We start from the raw sequence: 24,473 nt of genomic DNA, 5'->3' as shown, positions 1-24,473 counted from the left end.
AGAAATTTCACTCACGACGAAGAGTGTCGTCCACGCAGTCCACGGTCAACCGCCCTGCCGCGCGTCGCTGCGATATATGCTGGCCCATAGCCGCAGCGCCTCCCGGTCGTCTCGCCGACTTATCCACGCGTTTCGTCCCGATACGAAAAGGCCCGCGGGTGGACGCCCCGCCCCGCCTTTGGCATCGAACACCCATGTGGCACATCTATCAATTCCCCCTCTGCCCCTTCAGCCGCAAGGTGCGGCTGCTGATGGCGGAAAAGGGCATTGCCTACGAACTGCAGAGCACGCGCCCGTGGGAAGGTGAGGACCGCCTTTTCGCAATGAACCCGGCCGGGCAGACGCCGGTGGTCAAGGACACGCAGAAGGGCACGGTCATTTCCGACAGCCGGGCCATCTGCGAATATTTCGAGGAAACCGTCGACCGCAATCCGCTGATCAGCGGAACCGCGCAGCAGCGCGCCGAGATCCGCAGGCTCATCGCGATGTTCGACGAGAACTTCTTCAATGGCGTTTCCGGCCCGATGCTGCTTGAACGCATGAAGAAGCGGCTGGTCCTGCGCCAGTCCCCGGATGCCAAGGCGCTGCGCAATGCCATGAAGCTGGCACACGACTACCTCGACTATGTCGACTACCTCATCGACACGCGTCCCTGGCTCGCCGGGCCGACAATGACCCTCGCGGACCTGGCCGCGGCCGCGCAGATTTCGGTGGCCGACTATCTTGGCGGTATCGACTGGGCGGGCCACGAACAGGCGCGCGGCTGGTATCTGGTGATGAAGTCTCGCCCGTCGTTCCGCCCGCTCCTGTCGGAACGCATGGAAGTGATCCAGCCGCCCAGCCACTACGCCGAAGTCGACGCCTGACAGGTATCAGCGGGCCGGCGTCAGCCAGCCCTGCCCCACTCGTACACGCAGAGCGAAATCAGGCCGCGCTGGGATCCTTGGCGCCGAAGCGGCCGTGCTTGCGGAACTGCGTCATCCAGCGATCGAGGAACAGGCCCAGCGGACGCGGCGATACGCCGAGGTCCGCGATGCCCGGTGCCGTGCCGCCGGCAACGCTGCCCGCCTTGAGCAGCTTGAACTGATCGGTGGTGATCGGCGCACCCGGCAGCCAGCCGGTCGTGGCGGCAATCAGGCTCGATACGCCATCGGGCAGAGCGGCGAAGTGCCGCGAGCGCCCTTCCGCCTCGGCAATGCGCTCGTTGAGTTCGAGCATGGTGATCACTTCGGGACCGGCCAGCTCGAAGGTCTTGCCGCCGTGCACCGCCGGATCGGCCAGAGCGTTGCCGATGGCCTCGGCCACATCGTCCACGAAAACCGGCTGCAGCTTCGCGTCGGGCGCGAAGACCGGCATCACCGGCATGCGGGAAATGAGATCGCCGAACATCATCACGAACTTGTCGTCCGGACCGAACATCAGCGACGGACGAACAATAGTCGCTCCGGGGAATGCCGCGCGCACGGCTTCCTCGCCCTCGGCCTTGGTGCGCGAATAGGCAACGTCCGATTCGGCATCGACGCCCAGCGCGGAAACATGAACGAATGCGCCTGCCCCCGCAGCCTTGGCCGCCGCCGCGATCCGGCCGACGCCCTTGCCCTGCAGCGCATCGAGATCGCCTGCGAAAGCCCCGACCAGATTGACCACCGCATCGGAGCCCGCGAGCACCGCGGCCAGCGAATCGGCCTTGGTCACATCGACGCGGGCGAACTGCACCTGCCCGAGATTGCCGAGCGGCTTGATCGCATAGGCCTTGCGCGGATTGCGGCTGGCGATGCGCAGACGCGCACCGCGCGCGAGCAGTTCCTGCGCCAGATGCTTGCCAACGAAGCCGCTGCCACCCAGCACAGTGACGATCTTGCCGGCGAGGGAATCGGTGGGGCGTTTGCTCATGGTCAGATACGATCCTTCAGTCGGCGGCGCAGACGCACGCGCATCCCGCACCGCAGCACATGATTTTCGCCCCTGCCACAAGGCCGCACGAGGGGCAACCGGACAGTTGGCGAGCTCCCGCGTTCCGACCGCACGCAGGACGCTGGCGAACATGCAAAATCTTCCCTCCGACTCAGTTGACAACCCCGCCCCGCCTGCGTAGAGGCGCGCTCCTACCCTGCAGGGACGCACCTTGGCGCCCTGCCCGTGCCCAGATGGCGGAATTGGTAGACGCACCGTCTTCAGGTGGCGGCGCTCGAAAGGGCGTGGAGGTTCGAGTCCTCTTCTGGGCACCAGTAGCCTTTCCAAGGGCGTCCATGGACGTCCGGGAAATGGCTGATTTCTCCCGTTTTTTGTGCTATAGCCGTCCGGTCAAATCCGGGCGGATACGGCACCAATCGGGAACAAAATGGGTATCCTGATGGGTATCGTGCCCCCGCCTTGCACAAGGCGATACCCATATGAGCACGCTGTTTGCCACGACCGTCGCGAGCGCGAAACCCAAAGATCGATCCTACAAGATGTTCGACGGTGGAGGGCTGCACCTTTTCGTCAAGCCAAATGGCTCCAAGCTCTGGCGACTCACCTATAGCTGGCTCGGCAAGCAGAAGACCTTGTCGTTCGGACAATGGCCCGAGGTCACTCTTGCCGACGCGCGGGAAAAGAGGACCGAGGCGCGCCGCCTGATTGCTCTCGGTACAGATCCTGCCCAACAGCAGAGGATCGATGCTGCACGCGCCAGGATTGAAGACAATGACACCTTCAAGGCTGTCGCTCTCGAATGGGTCGCAAAGAACGAGCGCGAGGGTATCCGAGTGCGATCGCTTACTGAACGTAATACGCGCAATCTGCCCTTTATTGAACGCTACGCAAGCCGACCCACCCGGGCTCCAGCGACACAGAGCATGCCCTGCGCAGCCGTGACACATTTGCCCGATTCCGATCAGAGACTGCGAAATTTGCTGGGCGGCGAATTTGCCCTCTCGCCGAATAACGCAAGGCACTGCCTACCGGCAGATATTTCAAGCGGCCGACGAAGTCGCTATCGTCAAGCCATGACTAAGGGCGTCTTCATTCATCGGGCAGATTCCATCTACGATGATAGTCCAGCCGAAAGGTACCAATTTCCCAAGTCCTACCTGAGCCGCGTCAGCGCCTGTATCGGTGACTGGATCATCTACTATGAGCCGAGCAAGGTTCCTGAGGCCAAAGGCTACTTCGCAGTAGCCAAGGTGGCAGATGTTGTCGCCGACCCGACGACCAAGGACATGTATCTCGCCCTGATTGAACCGGGCACTTATCTCGACTTCGTAAATCCCGTGCCATTTAATGGACCGCTAGGTGTTGTCGAAAAGGGCGTGCTCAATGCGGCAGGCAAGAACTCTGGCCGTGCCCAGGCGGCCGTGCGCAGCCTTGCCATCGAGGACTTCAATCGCATCATTGATCTTGGTCTCTCCGAGGAAGGAGACTTCTTGCCCCGGATCGATCCGATCGAAGGAGAACACAATGTTCTCCGTGAAGAGCGCCTGCCCTTTGTCCTTGAAATTGAACGCGATCGTGTGGAATATTTGGGCTCACGCTTGGTGCGCGACCGCCTTTTCCGCCGCCGGATCGTGACTGCCTATGATGCGCGCTGTGCGATTACCGGTCTGAAGCTGATCAATGGTGGTGGAAGGGCCGAGGTGGAGGCCGCTCACATCCGTCCGGTCGAAAGGGGGGGGCCTGACATCGTCAACAACGGCCTTGCCTTGTCGGGCACCGTTCACTGGATGTTTGATCGCGGCCTAATCAGCTTGCAGGATGATTTGGAAATCCTTGTCAGCCGTCAGGCCAATGATCCGGACAGCATCCGCTCTTTGATCAACCGGACCGGGTTCGCCATTGCGCCCGCCAGAGCCGGCGATCGCCCTCATCCAAGCTTCCTGTCTTGGCATCGCGACAACTGCTTCAAGCAGTAACCGCATCGCGCGACAGTTATTCCTGATCCAGCGTTGGTGCCCGCAAGTGCTGTAGGATCTGACCTGATAGGACGGGATCAAGCTTGTCAGCCTCAGCGCGGGCCCATGCCTCCCATTCACCTAGGGATTGGCTATCAACATCGGCATGCGAGGATAAGGCTTCACGCACTTGCGGGATCAGTGCCCGCAGCTCGGCGGCTTGTCGCATCAACTTGCCGCTCTCGAGCAGCGCATCGATCCGCATTTGGTTTAGCTCTGCGATCCTTGCCAATCGTTGGCGTTCACGCTCAGCTCGTTCCTCCGCTTCTCTTGCTTCGCGTTCGATACGCTCCTTTTCTAAGCGTTCTTCGTCTTTACGCAGATTTTCACGGAACTCCCGTTCCCCCGCGACAATCACGGCCGCTACGATCTCCGAAAGCTTGGACTCCAGCTTTCCGCCATCATCATCCTGCCACGTCATGATGATCTCGCGGCCATATGATCTGTGTAGCTGTAGCATGAGAGGCGTGGTGGCAGGCAGATCCCTTGCCGGGCGCATGTAGCCGCTCACGCGTTCCATGCGGTGCTTGCCGGCGACTTTAAGCGTGGTCCTCAAGGTCGTCTGGCCAATCGTCACATCACCTGCAAAATCCTCGTTACTCTCGCGGACGCTGCCGGAGTGCCCACGGCTGTCGGGCCTGCCCGGTGTCGGTAAGACCACGCTTGCCGACCTGATCCTCTACGAGCATTTGGCCCGGGGGTTCGAGCCGGTGGTGATGCGGGAGAATTTCGCGGAGGGGAAGAAGCTCTTCCGGAAGGACCGGCCGCAGATTTTCTATTTCGACGATTTCATGGGCGTGACCTTCCTCGGCGACCAGGGGGCGGCCGGGCAGCAACGCGAATATCGCGCGATCGTCGAGTTCATCGAGATGATCGGCACAACAAAGGACAAGAGGCTGGTGCTCACGACGCGCGATCATATGCTCCAGCAGGCCTGGGGCGCGTCCGAGCAGCTGCGTGATTCGGGCCTCATCGACCACAAGCTCGTCATTCGCATGGGCGACTACAGCCTCCACCAGCGTGCCGAGATTCTCTACAATCACCTGTTCTTCAGCGATCTGCCATCGACCTATCGTGACGAGCTTCTCAAGGATGAATTCTACTTCAAGATCGTCAAGCATGATAAGTTCAATCCGCGCCTGATCGAGTGGCTTTCGACGCTGCGTCGGCTGCAGGGCGTCGCGGTTAAGGACTATCGGGCGTTCGTGACCACGCTGCTCGCTAATCCCGCGGAGATCTGGCGCCATGCCTATGAGCAGCAGATCAGCGATGCTGGGCGCAGCTTGTTGCTCACGCTCTCGAGCTTCGGGGGGCGGACAGGGGAGGCGCTGCTGCGCGAGGGGTTCGACACCCTGCACGCGCACCGCGCGCAGAAATACGGCCTGCAGCGCCGGCCCGATGATTACACCAGCGCGCGCAAGGAGCTGAACGGCGCTTTCGTCAGGCCAATGCTGGGCGATGTGATCGAGTTCATCAACCCCTCAGTTCAGGACTGGCTCAACAGCGTGGTACGCGAGGCACCCGAAAATGCGGTCGATCTCATCCTGTGTGCCTGTCGCTTCACCCAGCTCTCGCAGGTCTGGGGCTTTGCCCGGTCCGATCAGGGCGGCGCGAGCCGTGACATGCTGGCCCGACAGATTGGGGTGCTCGCGCCCAGGATCGCTGAACTCGCTGCCGCACCGCGCGCGGTGCAGCAACGTGACGGCAGCACCGCCTATCTCGCACCCACCTACGAGCAGCGCCTTGCCAAGCTGATCGAGATCGCCGACGAGATCAGGATCCCAGACGCGCTGGTGCCGATCCAGCGGCTAATCGAGCGAATTCTGGTCGAGCGCCAGCAGGAACTCTGCCCAATCGACGACATGATCACGGCGGTGCGCGAGTTCCAAGAATCGAAGTGGCCGGCATTGCAGCGGTTTAAACCCTTCTTCGACGAGAGCGCAGGCGAGCTTATGGCGAGCGCCCGCGAACATTGCCGCTCGGACGAGTTGCGCAACCTGCTGCTCTTCTACGAGGCGAGCGGCGCTGAGCATCATCCGCTGAGATCCGAGCTCCAGGACGCTTACGCCACCTTCCTGCGGCAGAGCTTGTCGGACGAACTCAGCGAATGCTGCTCCGAGGGTGACTACGAGGGCCTGCTGTCGGATCTCGAATATTTTCATGGCGCGCTCGGCGTCGATGTTAGCGCGCATGCCGCGCGGGTCGCCGAGGCCCTCGATGAACATCGAGAATATGAAGAACAGCGCGCCGACCAGGAGATGGATAGCTACAAGGAGAAAACCCGGATGAGCCGCGACTACGATGACAGCATCCGTGCGATGTTCGGATCGCTGGGTGGGTCGGTCTAGAGGGCATAGTCCCAAGATTCCCAACCACTGCGTTCAATGCAGTATCGGGGATCTATCTTTCGCTCGCAAGCTCCGGTCCAACGCCTGCTTCCGACCGAACCAGACGTTCACCGTGGGTGTCGTCTATGACAAGGTTGTCGGCGGATCCCGCCGGACGGCCTGACGTAGCCCGAATGACCGCTCTTTTCAGATTGCGACGTTCACGCCGCCAGAAGCGAACGTCGCAATCTGGTCGACTGCTGCCGGAAGCGAACGCCGGATCGTGAGACTTTGCCGTCATTCGCAATACTTATGCTGAACGGCAGAATTTGCTGGAACCGGTCGGTGATTAGCCATACCTGATTTGTTTGGACCGGCAAGTTTGCGGGCGGACGAAGGCTGGCATCGCTGACTTAGGATCAGCGGCTGCAGGCATGATGCTTTAACGGCGCTGCCAATGCACTCCCGGTCGGTCATATCGCTGGAATAGCGCAATCCTTTTCGGCTATGCTCCTGTCGGGCAATACCAGCCCATGCCATCGTTCACTCGATCTCTCTGCAGGTCGGCGTGAATCACAATATGCTGGTATTGCTCAACAACTTTCGGGGCCGGATCTGACAGTCCCGCGTAGCTCATTCTCCCGGAGAGTACGCGCGAACGAGCACATCTGAGGGGGTAAAGCTATGGCTAGACTTGTCATTCCAACATCTAGTACGAACGGTCATCTCGCTACTGCAACCGCCAGTGATAGACCCGCTGACAATTATAGCGATCGCCTCGTCAAGTACCTTCCTGCCGAGTCGGTGGCATTCTATGCCGGCATTGATAAGCTAGTTGCCTCGCATTTCGGTATCGACAGCACGGTTGCCTCTACGACGCCGGCACCGGCGGGCGCCTTGCTGTGGGCCGCCCTCTTCTTCGTAATCGGCCTCGTGGGTACACCCATCTACCTCTATCGACGCAAACTCCCAAACCAGCCGTGGGCGATGAACGTGATCATTGCGACGGTCGCCTTCCCGCTTTGGGCCTACACGCTTGGTGGCAGCCTGTTCGTGATCACCGGCTGGTATTCGGTGTTCGTGGCCGGCCTGCTCGCGCCGCTCTTCACTTTCATCGCCGGGTGGTTCGAACCCGCAGCGCAATAAGGTGAGACCATGCCAACCTACGAGGATCTGCGCACGTACTTCAACGAATCTGAGGCACTTCAAGGCGTGGTGCGGCAGGCCGCCGACATTCCGATTGTCAGTGGCTTTACCCTTGACATCCATCCGCTGTGGACCCTCCTTTATGATCTTGAAGAGGGTGCGATTGGCGATGATGGATTGAGAAAATTCCTGCTCGACCGTTACTTTTACCGGATGATCGAAACGCCAATCTGGCCCTATACCGATTGGCCAGTCCCGACATTCCAAGGCTATCGCCGGCGCGACCTTAATCGCAAGGTTGCAATATGGTCTGACCTTAGGCGATTCGGCCGGAAGCTCGGCAAATCACCGGTAGTTATGACCATCGTGCATAGACCAGTGCGAACCCCCGTTGGCGACGTGCTTGAGACAGACGAAACTGATCGCGCTCGCCTGATCGCGCTCGCCAATAGCGCTGCGGCGCTCGTACTGGTCGACGAGCGCCCGGTCGCCACTCTCGCCTTCGCGCCCGGCGACGGGATAGCCACCAATCAGGGGCATACCGGGACGTATGGCGGCACTCTCACAAACCCTGCCGGCAAGGCCTACGGCATGAGTTGCGCCCATGTCGCCGAAAAGGGCGACACCATCGACGATGGTGCCGGGTTGCATCTCGGGACCTGCAAGGATCATACGACGCTTTTCCCTTTGGGCGCCGGTGTCGTCTGCGATCCATCGATCCTGCCGATGCCCAATCCCTATCCGGGGAACGGGCCATCGGTGAACATGCTCGACGTCAGCCTCATTGAGCTTGCCACCACACCCACCTCGGCGCGCACACTAAGCGGGGTCGCGACATCGCTGACGATCGGCCAGGATGTCGATGTCGATGGCGCGCTGACCAAGGCGAAATGCCGGTTGGGTTCATTGGCGATTAGCTACGCCTTCGTGACAGGCGGCAAGACTTACTGCTTCCGCGATTCCATCGAATTGAAGCCGCGACCGCGGTTCGGACTCGGCGGCGGACTCGGCACGCTCTTCTCCCCGCTGCCGGTGCAGGGCGATTCCGGCGCCTGGGTTTTAACCATGGATGCTACCCCGGCCTGGGCTGGCATCTTCTTTGCCGAGGATGGCCAACGAGGTTTTTGCATCAGGGCTAAGTGGGCGCACGACTGGGCTGAAGGTCTCGTTGGCAGCCTTTCCGTCTGATCGCGATCCTCAGGAGACAGCGGCACGGGGCGGCGAACGGCAGGTTAGAATGGGCACTATGTTCGAAACTGCGGTGCTATGCTTGCGGTCCGCTTCACGACGCCTATCAACCGCATCTGTCTGGAGCCGTCGTTCGAGTTGGCTTATCTGAGCGACCGGGTCTGGGTCGAGATCCGCGACCTCCGGCAGGCAGCTACGCCGTGTCCACAGCCGCCGACTAAGCGGACATTGAGGGCGCCTAGGGTCAGGACCTATTACTTGCGCCATCGAGGTTTGAGACAAAATGGCTCAGCGCAAGGAGAGAAGGCCCAGGAATATGTCGATATTTCACGATTTCTCGACGCGGCGATGGGCGATTTGGTCAAATCCCTGCGGGACGCTCGAATGGCGCAAGTAATAGGTCCTGACCCTGGCTTGCTCCGACCGCCAGAAGGCCTCATCCCGCAGCGAGGGCGCGGACCGCGCCGAATTGAGGGGAGCATGAATTGAGTCAGATTCTGGATCCGCTGGTGTCGCTCGCTTTTTCCTTGCGCTCGAGCCCTGGCGTATATGCACTGTTGCTAGGTTCGGGTGTTTCGCGCTCGGCCGGAATTCCGACGGGTTGGGAAGTCGTCCTTGACCTCATCCGGAAAACAGCAGCCGCACAATCAGAAGAACCAGGCGATGCCGTCGATCGCTGGTACGCCGAGAAATTTGGCAAGGAAGCGGGCTATTCAGATCTACTCGACGGCCTTTGCCGTACCCAGACCGAACGCCAGCAATTGTTGAAGAGCTATTTCGAACCAAGCGCGGAGGAGCGCGAACAAGGCCTGAAAGTGCCGACGCCCGCGCACCATGCCGTCGCCGAACTCATGGACGCCGGACTGATCCGGGTCGTCGTTACTACCAATTTCGACCGCCTGCTCGAACAAGCGCTCGAGCAGCGGGGCATCGTGCCGGTGGTAATCGGGAATGCAGACCAAGCGACCGGCATGATCCCGCTGACCCACCAGAGGCATTGCATCATCAAAATCCATGGTGACTATCTCGACACCCGGATCCTCAACACCGAAGACGAGCTGGCCGCCTATGATCCGGCGATGGCGACGCTACTCGACCGCGTATTCGATGAGTTCGGGTTGGTGGTCTGCGGCTGGTCCGCGACCTGGGATCATGCGCTGCGCACGTCGATGGAACGGGCGACCAATCGCCGTTACGCCTGCTTCTGGTCGACGATGGGTGAGCTGTCCGGAGAAGCCAGTGCCCTGGTTACCAGCCGACGGGCAGATGTGGTCCGCATCAAGTCAGCAGACAGCTTTTTTGCCAGCCTCATCGACCATGTGCACGGTCTCGAGGAGTTCGACCGACCGCATCCGCTGAGCGTGCAGGCCGCGGTCGGCGCCGCCAAGCGCTATCTGGCCAATCCCGAGCAGCGCATTCGGCTGCACGACCTGTACCGTGACGCCGTTGCAGAGGCGAAGGCGGTATGGACCGGCCCGGCATTTCCGCCTCATGGCGATAGCCCAACGTCTGAAACGATTTCAGCGCGGATAAAAGCCTATGACGCAGCCGGCGCGACGGTCATCGCGCTCAACGCCACAATCGGCGTCTGGTCACGTGGCGAACAGGACGACCTGCTTGTCGATGCGATCAGCGAGATAGGCCGCGAGCAGTTTATTAATGGCTCGCAATATACAGTCTGGGGCAACCTCAGGCCATATCCCGGTACATTGATGCTCTACACCGGAGGTATGGCGAGCCTGATCGCAAAGCGGCCGGAGTTGCTCTCCCGACTGCTGTCTGTGCGGACCTCGACCATCGGCAACAAAGACAAGACGGCGGTTTCGCACCTCATCGCCTTGCGATTGGCCGAGCGTGATCACGTCGCTCCCTTATTTGGCGGGTCACGGCGCCGTGTAGCCATGAGCGATTGGCTACACGATACGCTGCGCGAGACGTTCCGCCCGTTCGTCGCCGAGAATGAGGACTACGATCTGCTGTTCGACACGTTCGAGTATTTCTTTGCGCTCGCCTATGTCGGGTTGGCCGTTTCGAATAGCGGTTGGGTACCGGTCGGGGCTTGGGCAGCCTATCGGCACGAAAACCATGCGATAATTCTGGATGGCCTAAAGGGGACAGAGGTTCGCTACGGCGGCAAGGCGTTCGCGGAGAATTGCAGCGCGCTCACCCGCAATGGCCAGTCGCTCGACGAGAACGTCGCAATCGTGGAGACCTATGGCGGCAGGGTAAGCTTCTAATGATGCGCCGCTCTTGCCGGCATCGTATAGCGGGACAAACTGGGCCTGACGGCTTTCGGCCCTAATCCGACACTTCCCGGAACGTCGTAGTCTGGTCGGAACCGGACGGTCTGAACAACCTATGGGCCTAATCTGATCGCTAAACGTTTCATGAAGGCCGATTTCGACGCCCTGCCTCTCTAGGCTACGCCGCGAATCGCACCACCGGGCCGTGCCTCGTCGCCCTTACGAGAACTCGAACCTGTCGCGAAAAATCACTCTGGGCATCGACATGGGTACTGGAACCGAAATGAAAGTAATTTATTAATATTTTACAATGAATTAGACTTTTATTTCGAGTCCTCTTCTAGCACCACTTTCTGGCGCTAAGTGCGTCCAGCAACGTCCAGCAAGCGTCTGGTTTCACAGCATAAATCGACCGATGATCGCCGGCTAAATTTCCGGTGACGTCCGGCCAGGACCACCAACAGCACCCCCACGATTGGGGTGCCTTTGATGGCCCCGGATCGACCCGGCTTGCTGGGATGAATCCAATGCTGACTCACATCAAGATCACGACCGCGAAGCCCTCAGAAAAGCTCTATAAGCTCCACGATACCCGTCTTCTGCCCTGCGCTGCTGATAGAGGTTTGAGAGGTCTGCTTCCCACGACATCTGTTCGGCGAGCGGCCGCTACCGAAAGTGTCGTTACCTCTTCAGGGAGGGAACCTTTTCCCGGAAGCCAGTGAGTTCATCTCGAAGACCGAAAATCGGCAACTAAGCGCCCCTAATCCGCCATTCCGCGGGTTGTCCGGCGAACCCAGAAGCGGTCGTACATTCAGCTCGACAGCAAGGCTGCGCGAAAGTCAGACCCTTGGGGTAGCTGCCGTCAGTCGTCAGCAGGCATCCAGCTCCGCAGGGGGGATTAACGCGCTTTCGTAGAGCATTCATGAGTGCCTGCGGATGGCGGCTGGCGCCCGGTCATGCTGGCGATCGTCGCCCTTGGGCGGCGTCCCCGGCAGTCGCTGTCCGATGCCCAGGCCGAGAAGAGAGCCGCGGATCCCGTTCTTGCCCGTTGACGCGGGGCGACGATCGCACGGCCGCCGGAGGGCGAGCCGGAGATGTACTACGCCGGCGGTAGACTGCCACATGATTACACCCCACATCATCGCCATGAGCGAGACGATACGAGAACCCCGCCGGGCCATGAACCTGCAGATGGGAACGGTGCAGACGGCCACCGAGCTTCACCTTACCGGCGGTCTTCGTGCCCCGATGCAAGGCGACAAATTGTGGAGCCTTGGCCCTGTCCTGGATGGCCGCACCGTCAGGCAACTGTCGCCCAGGCCGATCCAGCATGTTGCCGGCATCGCCGCCGGCATTGGCGGTACGCTGTTCGGCGGCGATGAGATGACCGGCATGGAGACACCGCTTCTCTCGCGGGTCTGGACACCGCTCGACGGACCCGGTTCCGGTAAGCCGCAGCCCGCCGATAAATGGGGGGCGATCGCCGGAAACGCGGCGGACGCAGGTGCCGCCGACTATGCAGAGCTTGCGGGGCACATTGCCTTCAGCCTCAAGGCCGCCGGTATCCGCCTGCGCGACGCGTCAGATCATCACCATGATCAGCTGATGGCGGCTCTTGCGGAGGGCAAGGTTTCCGGCAACCGCTTCACGAACATTCCGGTCAGTGATATGCAGCTCGCCTTCCATTCCGTGCTCTCCGAGCTCGCAAGCGCGAGGGACTATCTCGCGAAAACTCTCGCGATGGGACTCGGCGCGCCGCCGCGCATCGATGCGCTTGCTCGTCTGAAGGATTGGCTCGACGCTGCGAGCCGTGCCCACCTGCGCGCTTCCCCGATCGTGTCGGACATGCTGACCGCTTATGATCCGGCCAGCCTCGATCCCTGGATGCATGAGCTGACCGAATACCGCAATCTCTTCCTGCACCGCCAGCCGCTGGGCCGGCGTGGCGCTGGCTGGCTGCGGTACGAGGAGCGGAGCCATGATGGCCTGACCATTCCCGTCGTGACAATGCCGCTCGCGGATGACGACCTGTTCGCGCCTGGCGCGGATGCGCTGCTGAGATTTGTCGGACTGTATCGCAAGATGACCGACTTGCTCGACCGGGGAGCCGACGCCGCCCCGCACCCGAGCACCTTTCCGCATATCGTCGCCGACTAGCGGCGGGCGGGTGTCGGCAGGCTTTGGGCTTGCGCCACGGAGAGCGCCTGAAGATGATTGATCTGTTTGAACCGAGACTGCCGGCTGCGCGGCTTCACAAGAGCTTCCGCCTGATCCTGGACGATCCAGCCTGTGCAGCGGTGATGCCGGTTATTCAAAGCTGGTCGGCCGGCTTGGTTGAACGCAGCAGGGAAGGCGATAAGTTCGTCAAGGAGTTCCAGTCGACGTTCAACTCCGCGATGTGGGAATTATACCTTAACAAGGCGCTTACGGAGCTGGGATTCACTGCCGATTTCTCGCTGGCCGTGCCGGATTTTTGCGTGACCGCGCCGGACGGATACCGGTTCAATATCGAGGCTGTGATATCCGATCGGGGCGCGGGTGCCGCGCCGGCCAGTCCCGCATCCCTGGATGCTTTCAAAAATCGCTGCGCGCTCAAGCTCATCGGCAAGCTCAAGGACAAGGCCGAGCTGTTCAGGGGAAGCCAGGGAAAGAAGAGGGCCTATGGCTCGCTGAGCCATGTCCGAGATGTACCCTTCGTCGTGGCCATCGCGCCCTTCGACAGCGACTATTCGCTACTGCAGAATAACGAGCTGATAAATCTGGTTCTCTTCGGCATCGGCGAACCGTCGCATGATCCCGGCAGCTTCGGCGAACAGGCCAGGGTTGCGGAGATCCACACGCGCTCCGGCGCGCCGGTGGAGATGGGCATTTTTACCAATGATTCTTTTAGGGAGATCAGCGCAGTGATCTTCTCGACGGTGGGAACCTTCGGAAAAGCCGTTGTCGAGAGCGGTGTCAACAAGATCATCCGGTCGAATCGGTACCGGTGTATTGAAAAGAGCGCCGTCGGGTATGACGCCGCCGCCTGGGCGCTGGGAGACCGCTATTCCATTTCCCAAAAAAAGCTGGATTACCTGAAGACGCGCCGATGGAATTTCGGACGTGAGATCGCGGGGTCGGATATACGCATCTGCGCGACGGCGCTCCACGCCGAGACGCACCTTGACGGTCTGCATATCTACTACAATCCCTACGCGCAGTGCCCGCTGCGCCCCGATGTCTTCCAGTCAGGAGAGATCACGCACAATTTCTACGACACAGTTAAGAACGAGCCTGCGCAGTTCCATCCCGATGGCGCCTTGGTATCGCGGCTCTTGTTCGAGCCGGATTTGCAGAGCCTCGAGCGTCTTCTCCGTACGGATGGCTTTCTAGGGCAACGATAGCCGCGGCTGTCCGCCGGCGGCGTGGCGGATGGCGCGCACTACATCGCGGCGGTGTTGAAGACCGAGGACCCGATCCGCGTCACAGGCGCGAACGCATGTCACGCACTGCTATGTAGAAGCTGCTCATCACTCCGCAGGCAAGGTGATATGTTCACATAGGCCTGCGGGCGACTGCGCTGGTAAAACGGTCGGGCTGCCACGTTTGAGGAACAGTTTAATTAGCCAGGGATGAACGGGCGTCCGAAGGCGGATGGCAGCTTATAAGGAAGAACCCAAGAGCTTTAGCCGACTGCCATTGGCACGGTGCCAACCAGCGGGTCTGGAAAGTACGAATGGCGGGTTTGAACGGGGACGGTCGGTCTTGCCCTGATCGTTGAAGGTCGTGAATTGGTCGGCGGCTTCCGTGCTGGGCAACCAAGCGGCGACTGCAGCTTTCCTAAGTCGATCGCCTCGGATCGTTTATCGCAACCGACCCATCTCTAGTCGTGGGTATTCCGGCAGAAGACCACCCCCTCGATACCGCCGTAACGACGTCGGGACTCGAACTTAACGTCCAAGTACATCCAGCCTTTTCCACGAATAAAGAATGTGCTATAGGGGACTCCGGCGATCAAAAGGATCAATGATTCTGCTTGTCAGATCAGTTGCTTGACTGAACACCAGTCAAGCTCTTCTGGAACTCGAAACTTCAACACTACCAGCCGTTGAAATCATGGGGGAAATCTCACCGCCTTCCCATCATGGCCGGGATGACCCTCGGCTCAATCCTCTTCTGGGCACCATTCACCTGTTCGCAGGCGTTCGTAAGTAGCCAAAAAGCCTGGATTTCCCCGGGCTTTTTCCTTTTTGGCGTTCACCAATGTTCGCCCGTAAAGGCCCCCAGCCGCGACCATGTGGGGGCCTCGAACGAGGCCTGCGATCAGGCCCCGCCTGCCCTGAGTTCATCAAGCCACTCGATCCACCCGTTCTTCAAAGACCGGCGCCAGAAGGTGTGCCGGGCAGCGGCGGCAGTCGGTACTGCCGAAGCCCTGCAGGGCGGGTTGGAATGCGCCCGAGCCGACCAGCCTTTCCACGATCTCGCATTCCGATCCGCCGGGCATGACGATGGCGGCCAGCCTGTTTGCCGCGACGGTCAGTTCGTCGACGTGCCAGTGGATGCGCTTGTTCGTTTTGAAGTGGCGTTCCAGCCGCGCGCCGATCCTGCCGCCGCCCCGCGTGCTGCCTGCGTAGATCAGCCAGCCCGACAGGCTCGCTTCGGAGATCTTGGCGCGCGCAAAGCGCAGCGGTGCGTCGAGGTGCATCACGAGCACGTAGGCGCCGGGCACCCGACGCAGGGTCTGGACGGTTCCCGCGTCGATGGGTGTGCCTTCGCCCAGCACGGCGTAGATGCGGGCCAGCATGTCCGGTTCAGGCATTGCGGAAAGCTGCAGGTCTTGGGGGCCGGAATGCATGGCGAAGAGCGTACGCCCGCTCCCTGCACCGGCCAAGCGCGTTTACCGGCTGGAAGAATTCGCCGGCGCAGGAACGAGATGGCCGCGAGCCCGTTCCCGTTACAAAACATTTCTCTGCCAGAAAGGACGCCCCGCCATGTCGGACCAGGACGAAACCGTACACTATGACGGACCATCCGGCGGCTGGGGATCGCTGCGGGGCATCACGCGGATCTTCGGCAAGGAGTGGGACAGTCCGGCCGTGCTCGACACGCTGCGCCGGCAAAACAAGCCGGGCGGCTTCATGTGCACCTCCTGCGCCTGGACCAAGCCGGCCAATCCCCATACCTTCGAGTTCTGCGAGAACGGCGCGAAGGCCACGCTCTGGGAACTGACATCGCGGCGCTGCACGCCGGAGTTCTTTGCCGGCCATACCGTCAGCGAACTGCGCGAGTGGAACGATCACGATCTGGAGCAGACCGGTCGGCTGACTCATCCGATGCGCTACGATCCCGCCACCGACCGCTACGTGGAGACGAGCTGGGCGGATGCCTTCGCCGAGATCGGCAAGGAACTGCAACGGCTCGATCCCAAGTCCGCCGTCTTCTATGCCTCCGGGCGCGCGAGCCTGGAAACCTCGTATCTCTATGCGCTCTACGCACGGCTCTACGGGCACAACAATCTGCCCGACAGCTCGAACATGTGCCACGAGACGACGTCCGTGGGGCTGAAGAAAGTGACGGGATCGCCCGTCGGCACCTGCGTGCTGAGCGACTTCGAAAAGTGCGATGCGATCTTCTTCTTCGGCCAGAACACCGGAACCAACAGCCCGCGCTTTCTCCATCCGCTGCAGGAAGCGGTGAAGCGCGGCTGCAAGATCGTTACCTTCAATCCCGTGCGCGAAAAGGGCCTGGTCGAATTCGTCAATCCGCAGAGCCCGACGGAAATGCTGACCGGCAAAGGGACCGAGATTTCGTGCCAGTACCATCAGGTGCGGCCGGGCGGAGACATCGCTGCGGTCATGGGCATGTGCAAGCATGTGCTGGCTCGGTCTGAAAGCGAGGACCTGCTCGATAGCGCCTTCCTGGAACAGCACACCAACGGTTTCGATGCCTTCAAGGCGTCGGTGGAGGCGGCCTCTTGGGACGAAATCGAAGACGAGTCCGGGCTGTCGCGCGCCGATCTGGAGGCGGCCGCGGACGTCTATTGCAATGCCAAGAGGGTGATCGGCATCTACGGCATGGGCGTGACCCAGCATGTACACGGCTCCCAGACCATCGGCATGATCGTGAACATGCTGCTGCTGCGCGGCAACATCGGGCGCGAGGGCGCGGGCATTTCCCCGGTACGCGGCCACTCTAACGTACAGGGCCAGCGCACGGTGGGCATTTCAGAGAAGCCGGAACTGGTACCACTCGATTTTCTGGCGGAGCGTTTCGACTTTTCGCCGCCGCGCGAAAAGGGCCGGACCACGGTCGAGGTCTGCGAGGACATCATCGGCGGGTCGGTGCGCGCCTTCGTCGGACTGGGCGGCAACTTCGTGCGCGCCATTCCCGAGCGCGAGAGGATGGAAGCGGCCTGGCAGAAGATGCGCCTGACCGTGCAGATCGCCACCAAGCTCAACCGCAGCCACCTTATCAACGGCGAAGTGGCCTATCTCCTCCCCTGCCTCGGCCGATCCGAGGAAGACATGCAGGCGCGCGGCCCGCAGACGGTGACGATGGAAGATTCGCTATCTTGCATCCACGGCTCGGTCGGCAAGCGCAAGCCGGCGAGCGAGCACCTCCTTTCGGAATCGGCTATCATCGCCGGCATGGCCAAAGCGACCGTGCCGCCGAACCCCAAGGTCAAATGGGACGAATGGGTGGACGACTATTCCAGGGTCCGCGACCTGATCGAGGAAACCTACCCGGACAAGTTCGAGAAGTTCAACGAGCGCATGTTCACGCCGGGCGGCTTCTACAAGGGTAACAAGGCGCGCGAGCGGATCTGGAAGACCGAAAGCGGCAGGGCCGAATTCACCGTGCCGGACAAGCTCAATGCCGTCGGGCTGGCCGACAAGCAGGGGCGCTATCGCCTCATCACCATGCGTTCCAACGATCAGTTCAACACGACGATCTACGGCTATTCGGACCGGCTGCGCGGGATCGAGGGCACGCGCGATGTCCTTCTGATGAGCCCGGAGGAAATCCGCGCGGCGGGGCTGTCTGAAGGGCAGGTCGTCTCGCTGGTATCGGACGCGGACGACGGCGTGCATCGCGAGGTTGGCGGGCTGGTGGTTACCCCGTTCAGCCTGCCCCGCGGCTGCGTGGGTGCCTACTATCCCGAGACCAATCCGCTGGTGCCGCTGTGGTACCATGACCAGCTTTCCAAGACCCCGGCATCGAAGGCCGTGCCGGTGCGGATCGTCGCCTGAGGCTCAGCCCTCGCTGTCCTGCTGGTCGGCGAAGACGTGGGGATAGCGGGCTGCGAACCGGGCGGCCCAGTCAGCCTTGCCCTTGTCGCGGGCCTTGCGGATGTAGAGCCATCCGCCAACGCTTGCGAGAATGGCGCCCGTGGCATCGATGATGAGGTCCCACATGGTATCGGTGAGACCGGAAGGATCGCCGAGCATGGGCTTTTGCATCTGCATGCCGAAGACCTCGTCCATGGTGAATTCGAAGATCTCCCAGATTCCGCCGATGCTGAAGCTGAAGAAGAAGGCGAAGATCGCCAGAAATGCAGGACGCATGTGGAGATTCACCACTTCGGCCTCGTTCAGCAGGTAAAGTACGAGAAAACCCATGAGGCCGAGCAGCAGGCCGGATGATCCGTGCAGGGCCAGATCCCACCACCAGATTCGCCCGTAAAAGTCGCGCACCTCGCCGAGGAACAGCGTCGCAAAGACGAACAGCGTCACGAAGATCTGCATCTCGACCGGAATGATCGCGCTGCCCTGCTCGTGCGGGATCAGCATGGACAAGGCGATGATCAGCATCAGCCCGAGGACGATGAAGACCTGCATCCATCGCTGATTGGCGATCAGCACGATCAGTTCGGCCGCCATCGTCATTTCGACGACGATTACGATCAGACGGTAGAGGCTGGTCAGCGACTTGATGTGCAAGGCCTGCGCCCCTCTGCCTCTTTCTCGTGAACGTGCGATCGGTGGTGGCGAAAAACATAGCAGTGATCGCGGTTTAGAAAACCGGCGATTGCGCTTTCTCCGGCGCGGCCGCGTTGGAGGCCAATCACTTGTCTGTTAATCTTCGAAAAACGCTGCCAAGGAGAATGCCTTTGCGAGTGGCCGTATTCAGCGCGCGCGCCTACGACCGGGACTTCCTCGAAAAAGCGAACGCTGCCGCGGACGGTAAGCATGAGCTTCTGTTTTTCGACATCCGTCTCGGCACCGAATCCGCACGCCTTGCAGCGGAGTGCGAGGCCGTCTGCGCTTTCGTGAACGACCAGCTTGGCCGCGACGTACTGGAACTGCTGGCCGGCCACGGCGTGCGTCTGGTGGCGCTGCGCTGCGCGGGCTTCAACAATGTCGATCTGCAGGCCGCGCGCGATCTGGACATCACCGTGGCGCGGGTGCCCGCCTATTCGCCCGATGCCGTGGCCGAGCATACCGTGGCGATGATCCTCGCGCTCGCTCGGAACATCCACAAGGCCTATGTGCGCGTGCGCGAAGGCAACTTCGCGCTCGAAGGGCTGCTGGGTTTCAACCTGCGCGGCCGCACGGTGGGGATCGTCGGGACCGGTGCCATCGGCCTTTGCGTCGGGCGCATCATGCGCGGTTTCGGCTGCGAAGTCATCGCTGCCGACCCCATGCCCAACGATGAGCTGGTAGCCTTAGGCGGCCGCTACGTTTCCATGCCGGACCTGCTGGCCGCATCGGACATCGTCTCGCTCCACTGCCCCCTGACACCGCAAACGCACCACCTGATCGACCGTGATGCCATCGCCCAGATGAAACCCCGCGCCATGCTCATCAACACCAGCCGCGGCGGTGTCGTCGATACCCCCGCACTGATCGCCGGACTCAAGAGCGGGCGCATCGGCAACCTCGGCCTCGACGTCTACGAGGAAGAAGCCGACCTGTTCTTCGAGAACCTCTCGGACCGGATGATCCAGGACGACGTCTTCGCCCGACTGCTGACCTTTCCCAACGTGCTGGTGACCGGCCATCAGGGTTTCTTCACCCGTGAAGCCATGAGCGCGATTGCCGAGACGACGTTACACAACATCTCCGCCTTCGCCGAAACGGGGGCCGCGCTCCATCCGGTCTCGGTCGAGCGGCTGGCCTGACCGGTAGCACCCCATTCCGGGTGTTATGCACCGACGCAAGGAAAGAACGCCTTGCGGACCAATTCGAATAGGCCAATACCCTTGCCGCATTGTGAGCGGATCTGATGGGGCGAGACGACCATTGCATAAGCGACATCTGGCAAGGCTGGCCGCAATCGCGGCGGCACTCATGGGGCTGGCGGTGAGCACGGCGGCATCGGCCAAGGACGACTGGACTCTCGTCATCCACGGCGGCGCCGGTGTCATCGAACGCGACAGAATCACGCCCGAGCGCGAAGCCGCCGTTCGGGCAGCGCTGCGCAAGGCTATCGATGCCGGCAGCGCGGTTCTCGACAACGGCGGCAAGGCGATCGACGCGGTCGAGGCGACCATCCGCTTGCTGGAGGACGATCCCAACTTCAATGCCGGACGCGGCGCGGTCTTCACGTCGGCGGGCACCAACGAACTCGACTCCTCGATCATGGACGGCGCCACGCGCGAGGCCGGGGCCGTTGCTGGCGTGACCATGACCCGCCACCCGATCAGTCTCGCCCGCGCGGTGATGGAAAAGAGTCCGCACGTCATGCTGAGCGGCGACGGCGCCGACGCCTTTTCCAGCGAACACGCGCTGGAGCAGGTCGATCCCTCGTGGTTCCGCACCGAGGAACGCTGGGAACAGCTGCAGAAGTTCAAGGCCGATCACAAGGCGCTGGGCGATTTCGAACGCGAAGTGAAATACGGCACTGTCGGCGCGGTCGCCCGCGACACGGACGGCAACCTTGCGGCGGGCACATCGACCGGCGGAATGACCGGCAAGCTCTATGGCCGCGTCGGCGACAGCCCGATCATCGGCGCGGGCACTTATGCCGACAACCGCGCCTGCGCCGTCTCCGCCACCGGGGCGGGCGAGTTCTACATCCGCGAAGGCGTGGCGAATGAAATCTGCGCGCGCATCCGCTTCCTGGGCGAAGGCCCGCAGGAGGCCGCCGATACTGTGCAGGCCGAAACACAAGCGCTGGGCGGCGACGGCGGGGTGATCGTGGTCTCGCACGACGGCACGCCGGCCTGGTCGTTCAACACGCCGGGCATGTATCGCGGCATGGCCCGCAAGGGCAGCGAGCCGCGCATTGCCATCTACGGCGATGAATGACCCGATCGGACTTCTCATGGTGAGACCCTCCGCCTGATGCTCGTGCTGGCCGGCATTGCCGTGATCGCGGCGGGGTTCATGCTGCGGTTCAACCCGCTGCTGGTCGTGATCGCCTCGGCTCTCGTCACCGGCATTGCGGCGGGGCTCGATCCCGTCACGGTGATCGAGGCCTTCGGCAAGGCCTTTAACGACAACCGCTACATCACGATCATCTACATCGTGCTGCCGGTGATCGGGATCCTCGAAGGCCATGGCCTGCAGACCCGCGCCCGCGACCTGATCGGCCGGGTGCGCGGAGCGACGATGGGACGGCTCTTGCTGGTCTATCTCGTCTTCCGCCAGGTGACCGCGGCACTCGGCCTCACCTCGATTGCCGGCCCCGCGCAGACGGTGCGCCCGCTCATTGCGCCGATGGCCGAAGCGGCAGCGGATGCGCAGTCTTCCGGCGAGAGCGATCCCGACGAAGCCAAGGCGCTGGCTGCCGCCACCGACAATGTCGGCCTGTTCTTCGGCGAGGATATCTTCATCGCCATCGGCTCGATCCTGCTGATGAAGGGCATTCTCGAAGCCGACGGCATCGACCTTGCCCCGCTCGACCTGTCGGTCTGGGCAATCCCCACTGCCATCGCCGCGCTGGTCATCCACGGCACGCGGTTGCTGCTGGCAGACCGCCGGCTCAAACGCTGGACAAACAAGCCGTGATCGGGCTTGGTTTCCTCTATCTGGTGGCGGGCGTGACGTTCGCCTCGTTCGCGCTGCTCAGCGTGACGCAAGTGCCGCGCCGGCCCGGCAATGCGCTGTTTTATGCGCTGATCGCGGTCAGCTTCCTGCTGGGCGACCGGCTCGGCGATCTCGGCAATGGTGTGCTGGTGCTGGCGATCGTCGCGGTGACGACGCTCGGCAAGATGGGCTTTCGCGACCGGACGCAGGAGCCGATCGAACCGCGCGGCCCAATGCTTTTCGTCCCGGCACTGGTCATCCCCGTTACCGCGCTGGCCGGCACTTTCGTGTTCTCCGAAATTCCCGGCATCGTCGATCCCCGGCAAGTGACGCTCGTTTCGCTGACGCTGGGCGTGATCCTGTCTCTGACGATCTGCTACGCATGGCTCCGGCCCGCGCCTGCCGAGCCCTTCCGACAGGGCACCCGGCTGATGGATCACATCGGCTGGGCCGCGATCCTGCCGCAGATGCTGGCAAGTCTCGGCGCGGTGTTCGCGCTGGCGGGCATGGGCGATGTCGTCGGGTCGCTGATCGGACAGATCATCCCCTCTGGCAGCGTACTGGGCGCCGTGGTAGTCTATTGCCTGGGCATGGCGCTGTTCACCGTGATCATGGGCAATGCCTTCGCCGCCTTCCCCGTGATGATCACCGCCATCGGCCTGCCACTGCTGATCCACACCTACGGCGGCGCCCCTGCGCGCGTAGCCGCCATCGGCATGCTGGCCGGGTTCTGCGGCACGCTGGTCACGCCGATGGCCGCGAACTTCAACCTCGTGCCTGCCGCGCTGCTGGAACTGCGCGACCGCTACGGCGTGATCCGCGCGCAGGTGCCGACCGCGATCCCGCTGCTGATCTTCAATATCGCGCTACTCTATCTGGTGATGTGATGACCCGTCTCGATGCCGAAACTGCGGCACGCTTCGCCCGGCTGACGCTCAGCCATCTGGGGCTGGAATACCCGCACAAGCTCGACCATGTGCTGACGGGCGACGAGGACGCCCTGCCCCCGCGCGTGCTCCATCCGATCTTCCACGGCAGCTTCGACTGGCACAGCTGCGTTCATGGCTGGTGGCAGGTGCTGACGCTGGCGCGGCTCTATCCCGAGATGCCCGAAGCCGCCGACGTTCGTGCCTGCGCCCATGCCATGCTGACGCCGGAACTGGTGGCGCAGGAATGCGCCTATCTCGACCGCCCGAGCTCGGCCGGGTTCGAGCGCCCCTATGGCTGGGCCTGGCTGCTCGCGCTGCACGGCGAAGCGATGCGCCACGATGCGCCATGGGGCCCTGCCCTCACCCCTCTCGCCCAAGCCTTCGCCGAGCGCTTTCGCACCTTCCTGCCAAAGCAGACCTATCCCATCCGCACCGGAACCCACTTCAACAGCGCCTTCGCCATCACGCTCGCGCATGACTGGGCGCAGACATACGACGCGGCGCTGGCCGACCGGATCGCGCAAACCGCGCAAGGCTGGTTCGCCCAAGACCGGGGCTGTCAGGCCTGGGAACCCGGCGGCGACGAATTCCTCTCCTCGGCCCTGTGCGAAGCGCTGCTGATGAGCCGCCTCCTCGACCGCGAGGACTTCACCCGCTGGTTCGATGCCTTCCTGCCCGAAGCCGCATCGGGAGTTCCCGCCACCCTCTTCACGCCCGCGACGGTATCCGACCGCAGCGACGGCAAGATCGCTCACCTCGACGGGCTCAACCTCAGCCGCGCATGGTGCTGGCGCGAAATTGCCTCGAAGCTGGACGAGCCCCATCCCGTCGCCGCTCCGGCCCGCGAAACCGCGGAACGCCACATCGCCGCCAGCCTGCCGCACATCGCCGACGACTACATGGGCACCCACTGGCTCGCGAGCTTCGCGCTACTGGCGCTTTTGGCCTGAACGCGGTCCGACCGGCGGCATCATCCCCGGACCGTTTTCCATTGTCGCTTGCAATGCCGCTCCAATCCGAAGCCTATGACGGCAAGCTGGTTCTTCCTTGGTTAATGAATCTTCTGCCGGAAGGGGAGCCGCTGCGGGCCATGACGTCTCCGCTACTGCAAGCCGTACAGGCCCGAACAAAACCTCTCGTGATGGTGGCAAATCTTCCAGTGGCTCCTTGAGTGGCGGGGCGTCAGGAAACCTTAGAGTCAGATGACATTACATTGACGCATAGCCGGAGTTTCTGAGGTAGTTCGCGCACTCATCTGGCGGGAAGGCATTAAGCAGCGCACCGATACGCTGCCATGTTGCTTGAACGGAACGCTCTGCGGCCTTGCGGAGCAAGTGCTTGAGCTTGGCGAAGACCTGTTCGATCGGATTGAGATCGGGGCTGTAGGGCGGAAGGAACAGGAGGTGCGCTCCCCTGGCCCGGATCGCAGCCCTGACAGCGGGCCGTTTGTGGCTTGAGAGGTTGTCCATCACGACGATGTCGCCCGGTCCCAGTGTCGGGCAGAGTTGCTCTTCGACCCATGCGGTGAAGGTGACGGCGCTGATCGGTTGATCGAACACGAACGGGGCATCGATCCGGCCGCAGCGCAGCGCGGCGATGAAGGTCATCGTCTTCCAATGGCCGTAGGGCACTTTGGCGTGGAGCCGCTGGCTGACCGGCGCCCAGCCCCGCAAAGGGGCCATGTTGGTCTTGGCCCGGGCCTGTCAGTAATTTTGTGCGCGAGGTCATATAGATGGAATGGAAAGGACCATCGATATGGCGA

At 61.9% G+C, this 24,473-nt stretch carries 19 protein-coding genes, 1 tRNA gene and 1 pseudogene; 16 read left to right on the top strand and 5 right to left on the bottom strand.

The features are described from left to right. The first annotated feature begins 194 nt into the window (after positions 1-194). Positions 195-866 (top strand): glutathione S-transferase family protein, encoded by a 672-nt coding sequence (locus tag IEX64_RS14950; protein WP_188820770.1) that lies wholly within the window; start codon positions 195-197, stop codon positions 864-866. Between the two features lie 58 nt (positions 867-924). Here the strand turns inward: IEX64_RS14950 and IEX64_RS14945 are convergent, their stop codons facing one another. After that, positions 925-1,893, bottom strand: a complete 969-nt coding sequence (locus IEX64_RS14945; protein ID WP_188820769.1) for a complex I NDUFA9 subunit family protein — start codon at positions 1,891-1,893, stop codon at positions 925-927. Between the two features lie 248 nt (positions 1,894-2,141). On the opposite strand from IEX64_RS14945, the gene IEX64_RS14940 reads away from it, so the two are divergent. Then, positions 2,142-2,228 (top strand) — tRNA-Leu (locus IEX64_RS14940). Positions 2,229-2,393: 165 nt separating this feature from the next. Further along, positions 2,394-3,890 (top strand): integrase arm-type DNA-binding domain-containing protein, encoded by a 1,497-nt coding sequence (locus IEX64_RS14935; protein WP_188820767.1) that lies wholly within the window; start codon positions 2,394-2,396, stop codon positions 3,888-3,890. 16 nt (positions 3,891-3,906) lie between these two features. On the opposite strand, the gene IEX64_RS14930 is transcribed toward IEX64_RS14935, so the two are convergent. Continuing rightward, on the bottom strand, positions 3,907-4,449 hold the full coding sequence (locus tag IEX64_RS14930; RefSeq protein WP_188820765.1) for a hypothetical protein: 543 nt from the start codon (positions 4,447-4,449) through the stop codon (positions 3,907-3,909). 25 nt (positions 4,450-4,474) lie between these two features. Here IEX64_RS14930 and IEX64_RS14925 point away from each other — a divergent pair, with 25 nt between their 5' ends. The 6 genes from IEX64_RS14925 to IEX64_RS14900 all read left to right on the top strand — a co-directional run bounded on the left by IEX64_RS14925 (position 4,475) and on the right by IEX64_RS14900 (position 14,216). Next, a complete protein-coding gene (locus tag IEX64_RS14925) occupies positions 4,475-6,277 on the top strand; it encodes an nSTAND3 domain-containing NTPase (protein ID WP_188820763.1) in 1,803 nt (600 codons plus the stop codon). Between the two features lie 783 nt (positions 6,278-7,060). Continuing rightward, a complete protein-coding gene (locus tag IEX64_RS14920; protein WP_188820761.1) occupies positions 7,061-7,402 on the top strand; it encodes a hypothetical protein in 342 nt (113 codons plus the stop codon). Positions 7,403-7,411: 9 nt separating this feature from the next. Next, positions 7,412-8,590: a hypothetical protein gene (locus tag IEX64_RS14915; protein ID WP_188820759.1), complete on the top strand. Its 1,179-nt coding sequence runs from the start codon at positions 7,412-7,414 to the stop codon at positions 8,588-8,590. Between the two features lie 485 nt (positions 8,591-9,075). Then, the gene (locus tag IEX64_RS14910; RefSeq protein ID WP_188820756.1) at positions 9,076-10,827 is read left to right on the top strand and encodes an SIR2 family protein; all 1,752 of its coding nucleotides are present in this window, start codon (positions 9,076-9,078) and stop codon (positions 10,825-10,827) included. A 1,128-nt stretch (positions 10,828-11,955) separates the two neighbouring features. Next, entirely contained in the window at positions 11,956-12,990 is a 1,035-nt protein-coding gene (locus IEX64_RS14905; RefSeq protein ID WP_188820754.1) for a hypothetical protein, read from the top strand. Between the two features lie 53 nt (positions 12,991-13,043). Further along, entirely contained in the window at positions 13,044-14,216 is a 1,173-nt protein-coding gene (locus IEX64_RS14900; protein WP_188820752.1) for a hypothetical protein, read from the top strand. Between the two features lie 944 nt (positions 14,217-15,160). Here IEX64_RS14900 and IEX64_RS14895 read toward each other — a convergent pair. Further along, on the bottom strand, positions 15,161-15,631 hold the full coding sequence (locus IEX64_RS14895; protein WP_188820750.1) for a GIY-YIG nuclease family protein: 471 nt from the start codon (positions 15,629-15,631) through the stop codon (positions 15,161-15,163). 172 nt (positions 15,632-15,803) lie between these two features. Between IEX64_RS14895 and IEX64_RS14890 the strand changes: the two genes are divergently transcribed. Beyond that, positions 15,804-18,062, top strand: coding sequence for an FdhF/YdeP family oxidoreductase (locus tag IEX64_RS14890; protein WP_188820748.1), 2,259 nt, complete (start codon positions 15,804-15,806; stop codon positions 18,060-18,062). A 3-nt stretch (positions 18,063-18,065) separates the two neighbouring features. Here the strand turns inward: IEX64_RS14890 and IEX64_RS14885 are convergent, their stop codons facing one another. Further along, entirely contained in the window at positions 18,066-18,752 is a 687-nt protein-coding gene (locus tag IEX64_RS14885) for a DUF2238 domain-containing protein (protein WP_188820746.1), read from the bottom strand. Between the two features lie 170 nt (positions 18,753-18,922). Here IEX64_RS14885 and IEX64_RS14880 point away from each other — a divergent pair, with 170 nt between their 5' ends. From IEX64_RS14880 to IEX64_RS24630, 6 genes are all read left to right on the top strand, one after another. Continuing rightward, positions 18,923-19,933: a 2-hydroxyacid dehydrogenase gene (locus IEX64_RS14880; RefSeq protein ID WP_188820744.1), complete on the top strand. Its 1,011-nt coding sequence runs from the start codon at positions 18,923-18,925 to the stop codon at positions 19,931-19,933. 169 nt (positions 19,934-20,102) lie between these two features. After that, a complete protein-coding gene (locus IEX64_RS14875) occupies positions 20,103-21,062 on the top strand; it encodes an isoaspartyl peptidase/L-asparaginase family protein (RefSeq protein ID WP_188820960.1) in 960 nt (319 codons plus the stop codon). 36 nt (positions 21,063-21,098) lie between these two features. Further along, complete coding sequence (locus IEX64_RS14870) at positions 21,099-21,764, top strand: DUF969 domain-containing protein (protein ID WP_188820742.1); 666 nt, start codon at positions 21,099-21,101, stop codon at positions 21,762-21,764. Then, the gene (locus IEX64_RS14865; RefSeq protein WP_188820740.1) at positions 21,761-22,669 is read left to right on the top strand and encodes a DUF979 domain-containing protein; all 909 of its coding nucleotides are present in this window, start codon (positions 21,761-21,763) and stop codon (positions 22,667-22,669) included. The genes IEX64_RS14870 and IEX64_RS14865 overlap by 4 nt, the downstream gene beginning before the upstream one ends. After that, a complete protein-coding gene (locus tag IEX64_RS14860) occupies positions 22,669-23,661 on the top strand; it encodes a DUF2891 domain-containing protein (RefSeq protein ID WP_188820738.1) in 993 nt (330 codons plus the stop codon). Before IEX64_RS14865 ends, IEX64_RS14860 begins: the two co-directional genes overlap by 1 nt. After that, a complete protein-coding gene (locus IEX64_RS24630) occupies positions 23,622-23,882 on the top strand; it encodes a HipA N-terminal domain-containing protein (protein ID WP_268238458.1) in 261 nt (86 codons plus the stop codon). The genes IEX64_RS14860 and IEX64_RS24630 overlap by 40 nt, the downstream gene beginning before the upstream one ends. Before the next feature lie 37 nt (positions 23,883-23,919). Here the strand turns inward: IEX64_RS24630 and IEX64_RS14850 are convergent. Then, positions 23,920-24,402, bottom strand: a pseudogene (locus IEX64_RS14850) (IS630 family transposase); the annotation flags it as partial. Positions 24,403-24,473: the final 71 nt, after the last annotated feature.

This window comes from Novosphingobium indicum, from assembly GCF_014645195.1.
Classification (GTDB): domain Bacteria; phylum Pseudomonadota; class Alphaproteobacteria; order Sphingomonadales; family Sphingomonadaceae; genus Novosphingobium; species Novosphingobium indicum.
The sequence above is the reverse complement of the archived record's forward strand: the minus strand, read 5'-3'. Positions and strand labels throughout refer to the sequence as shown.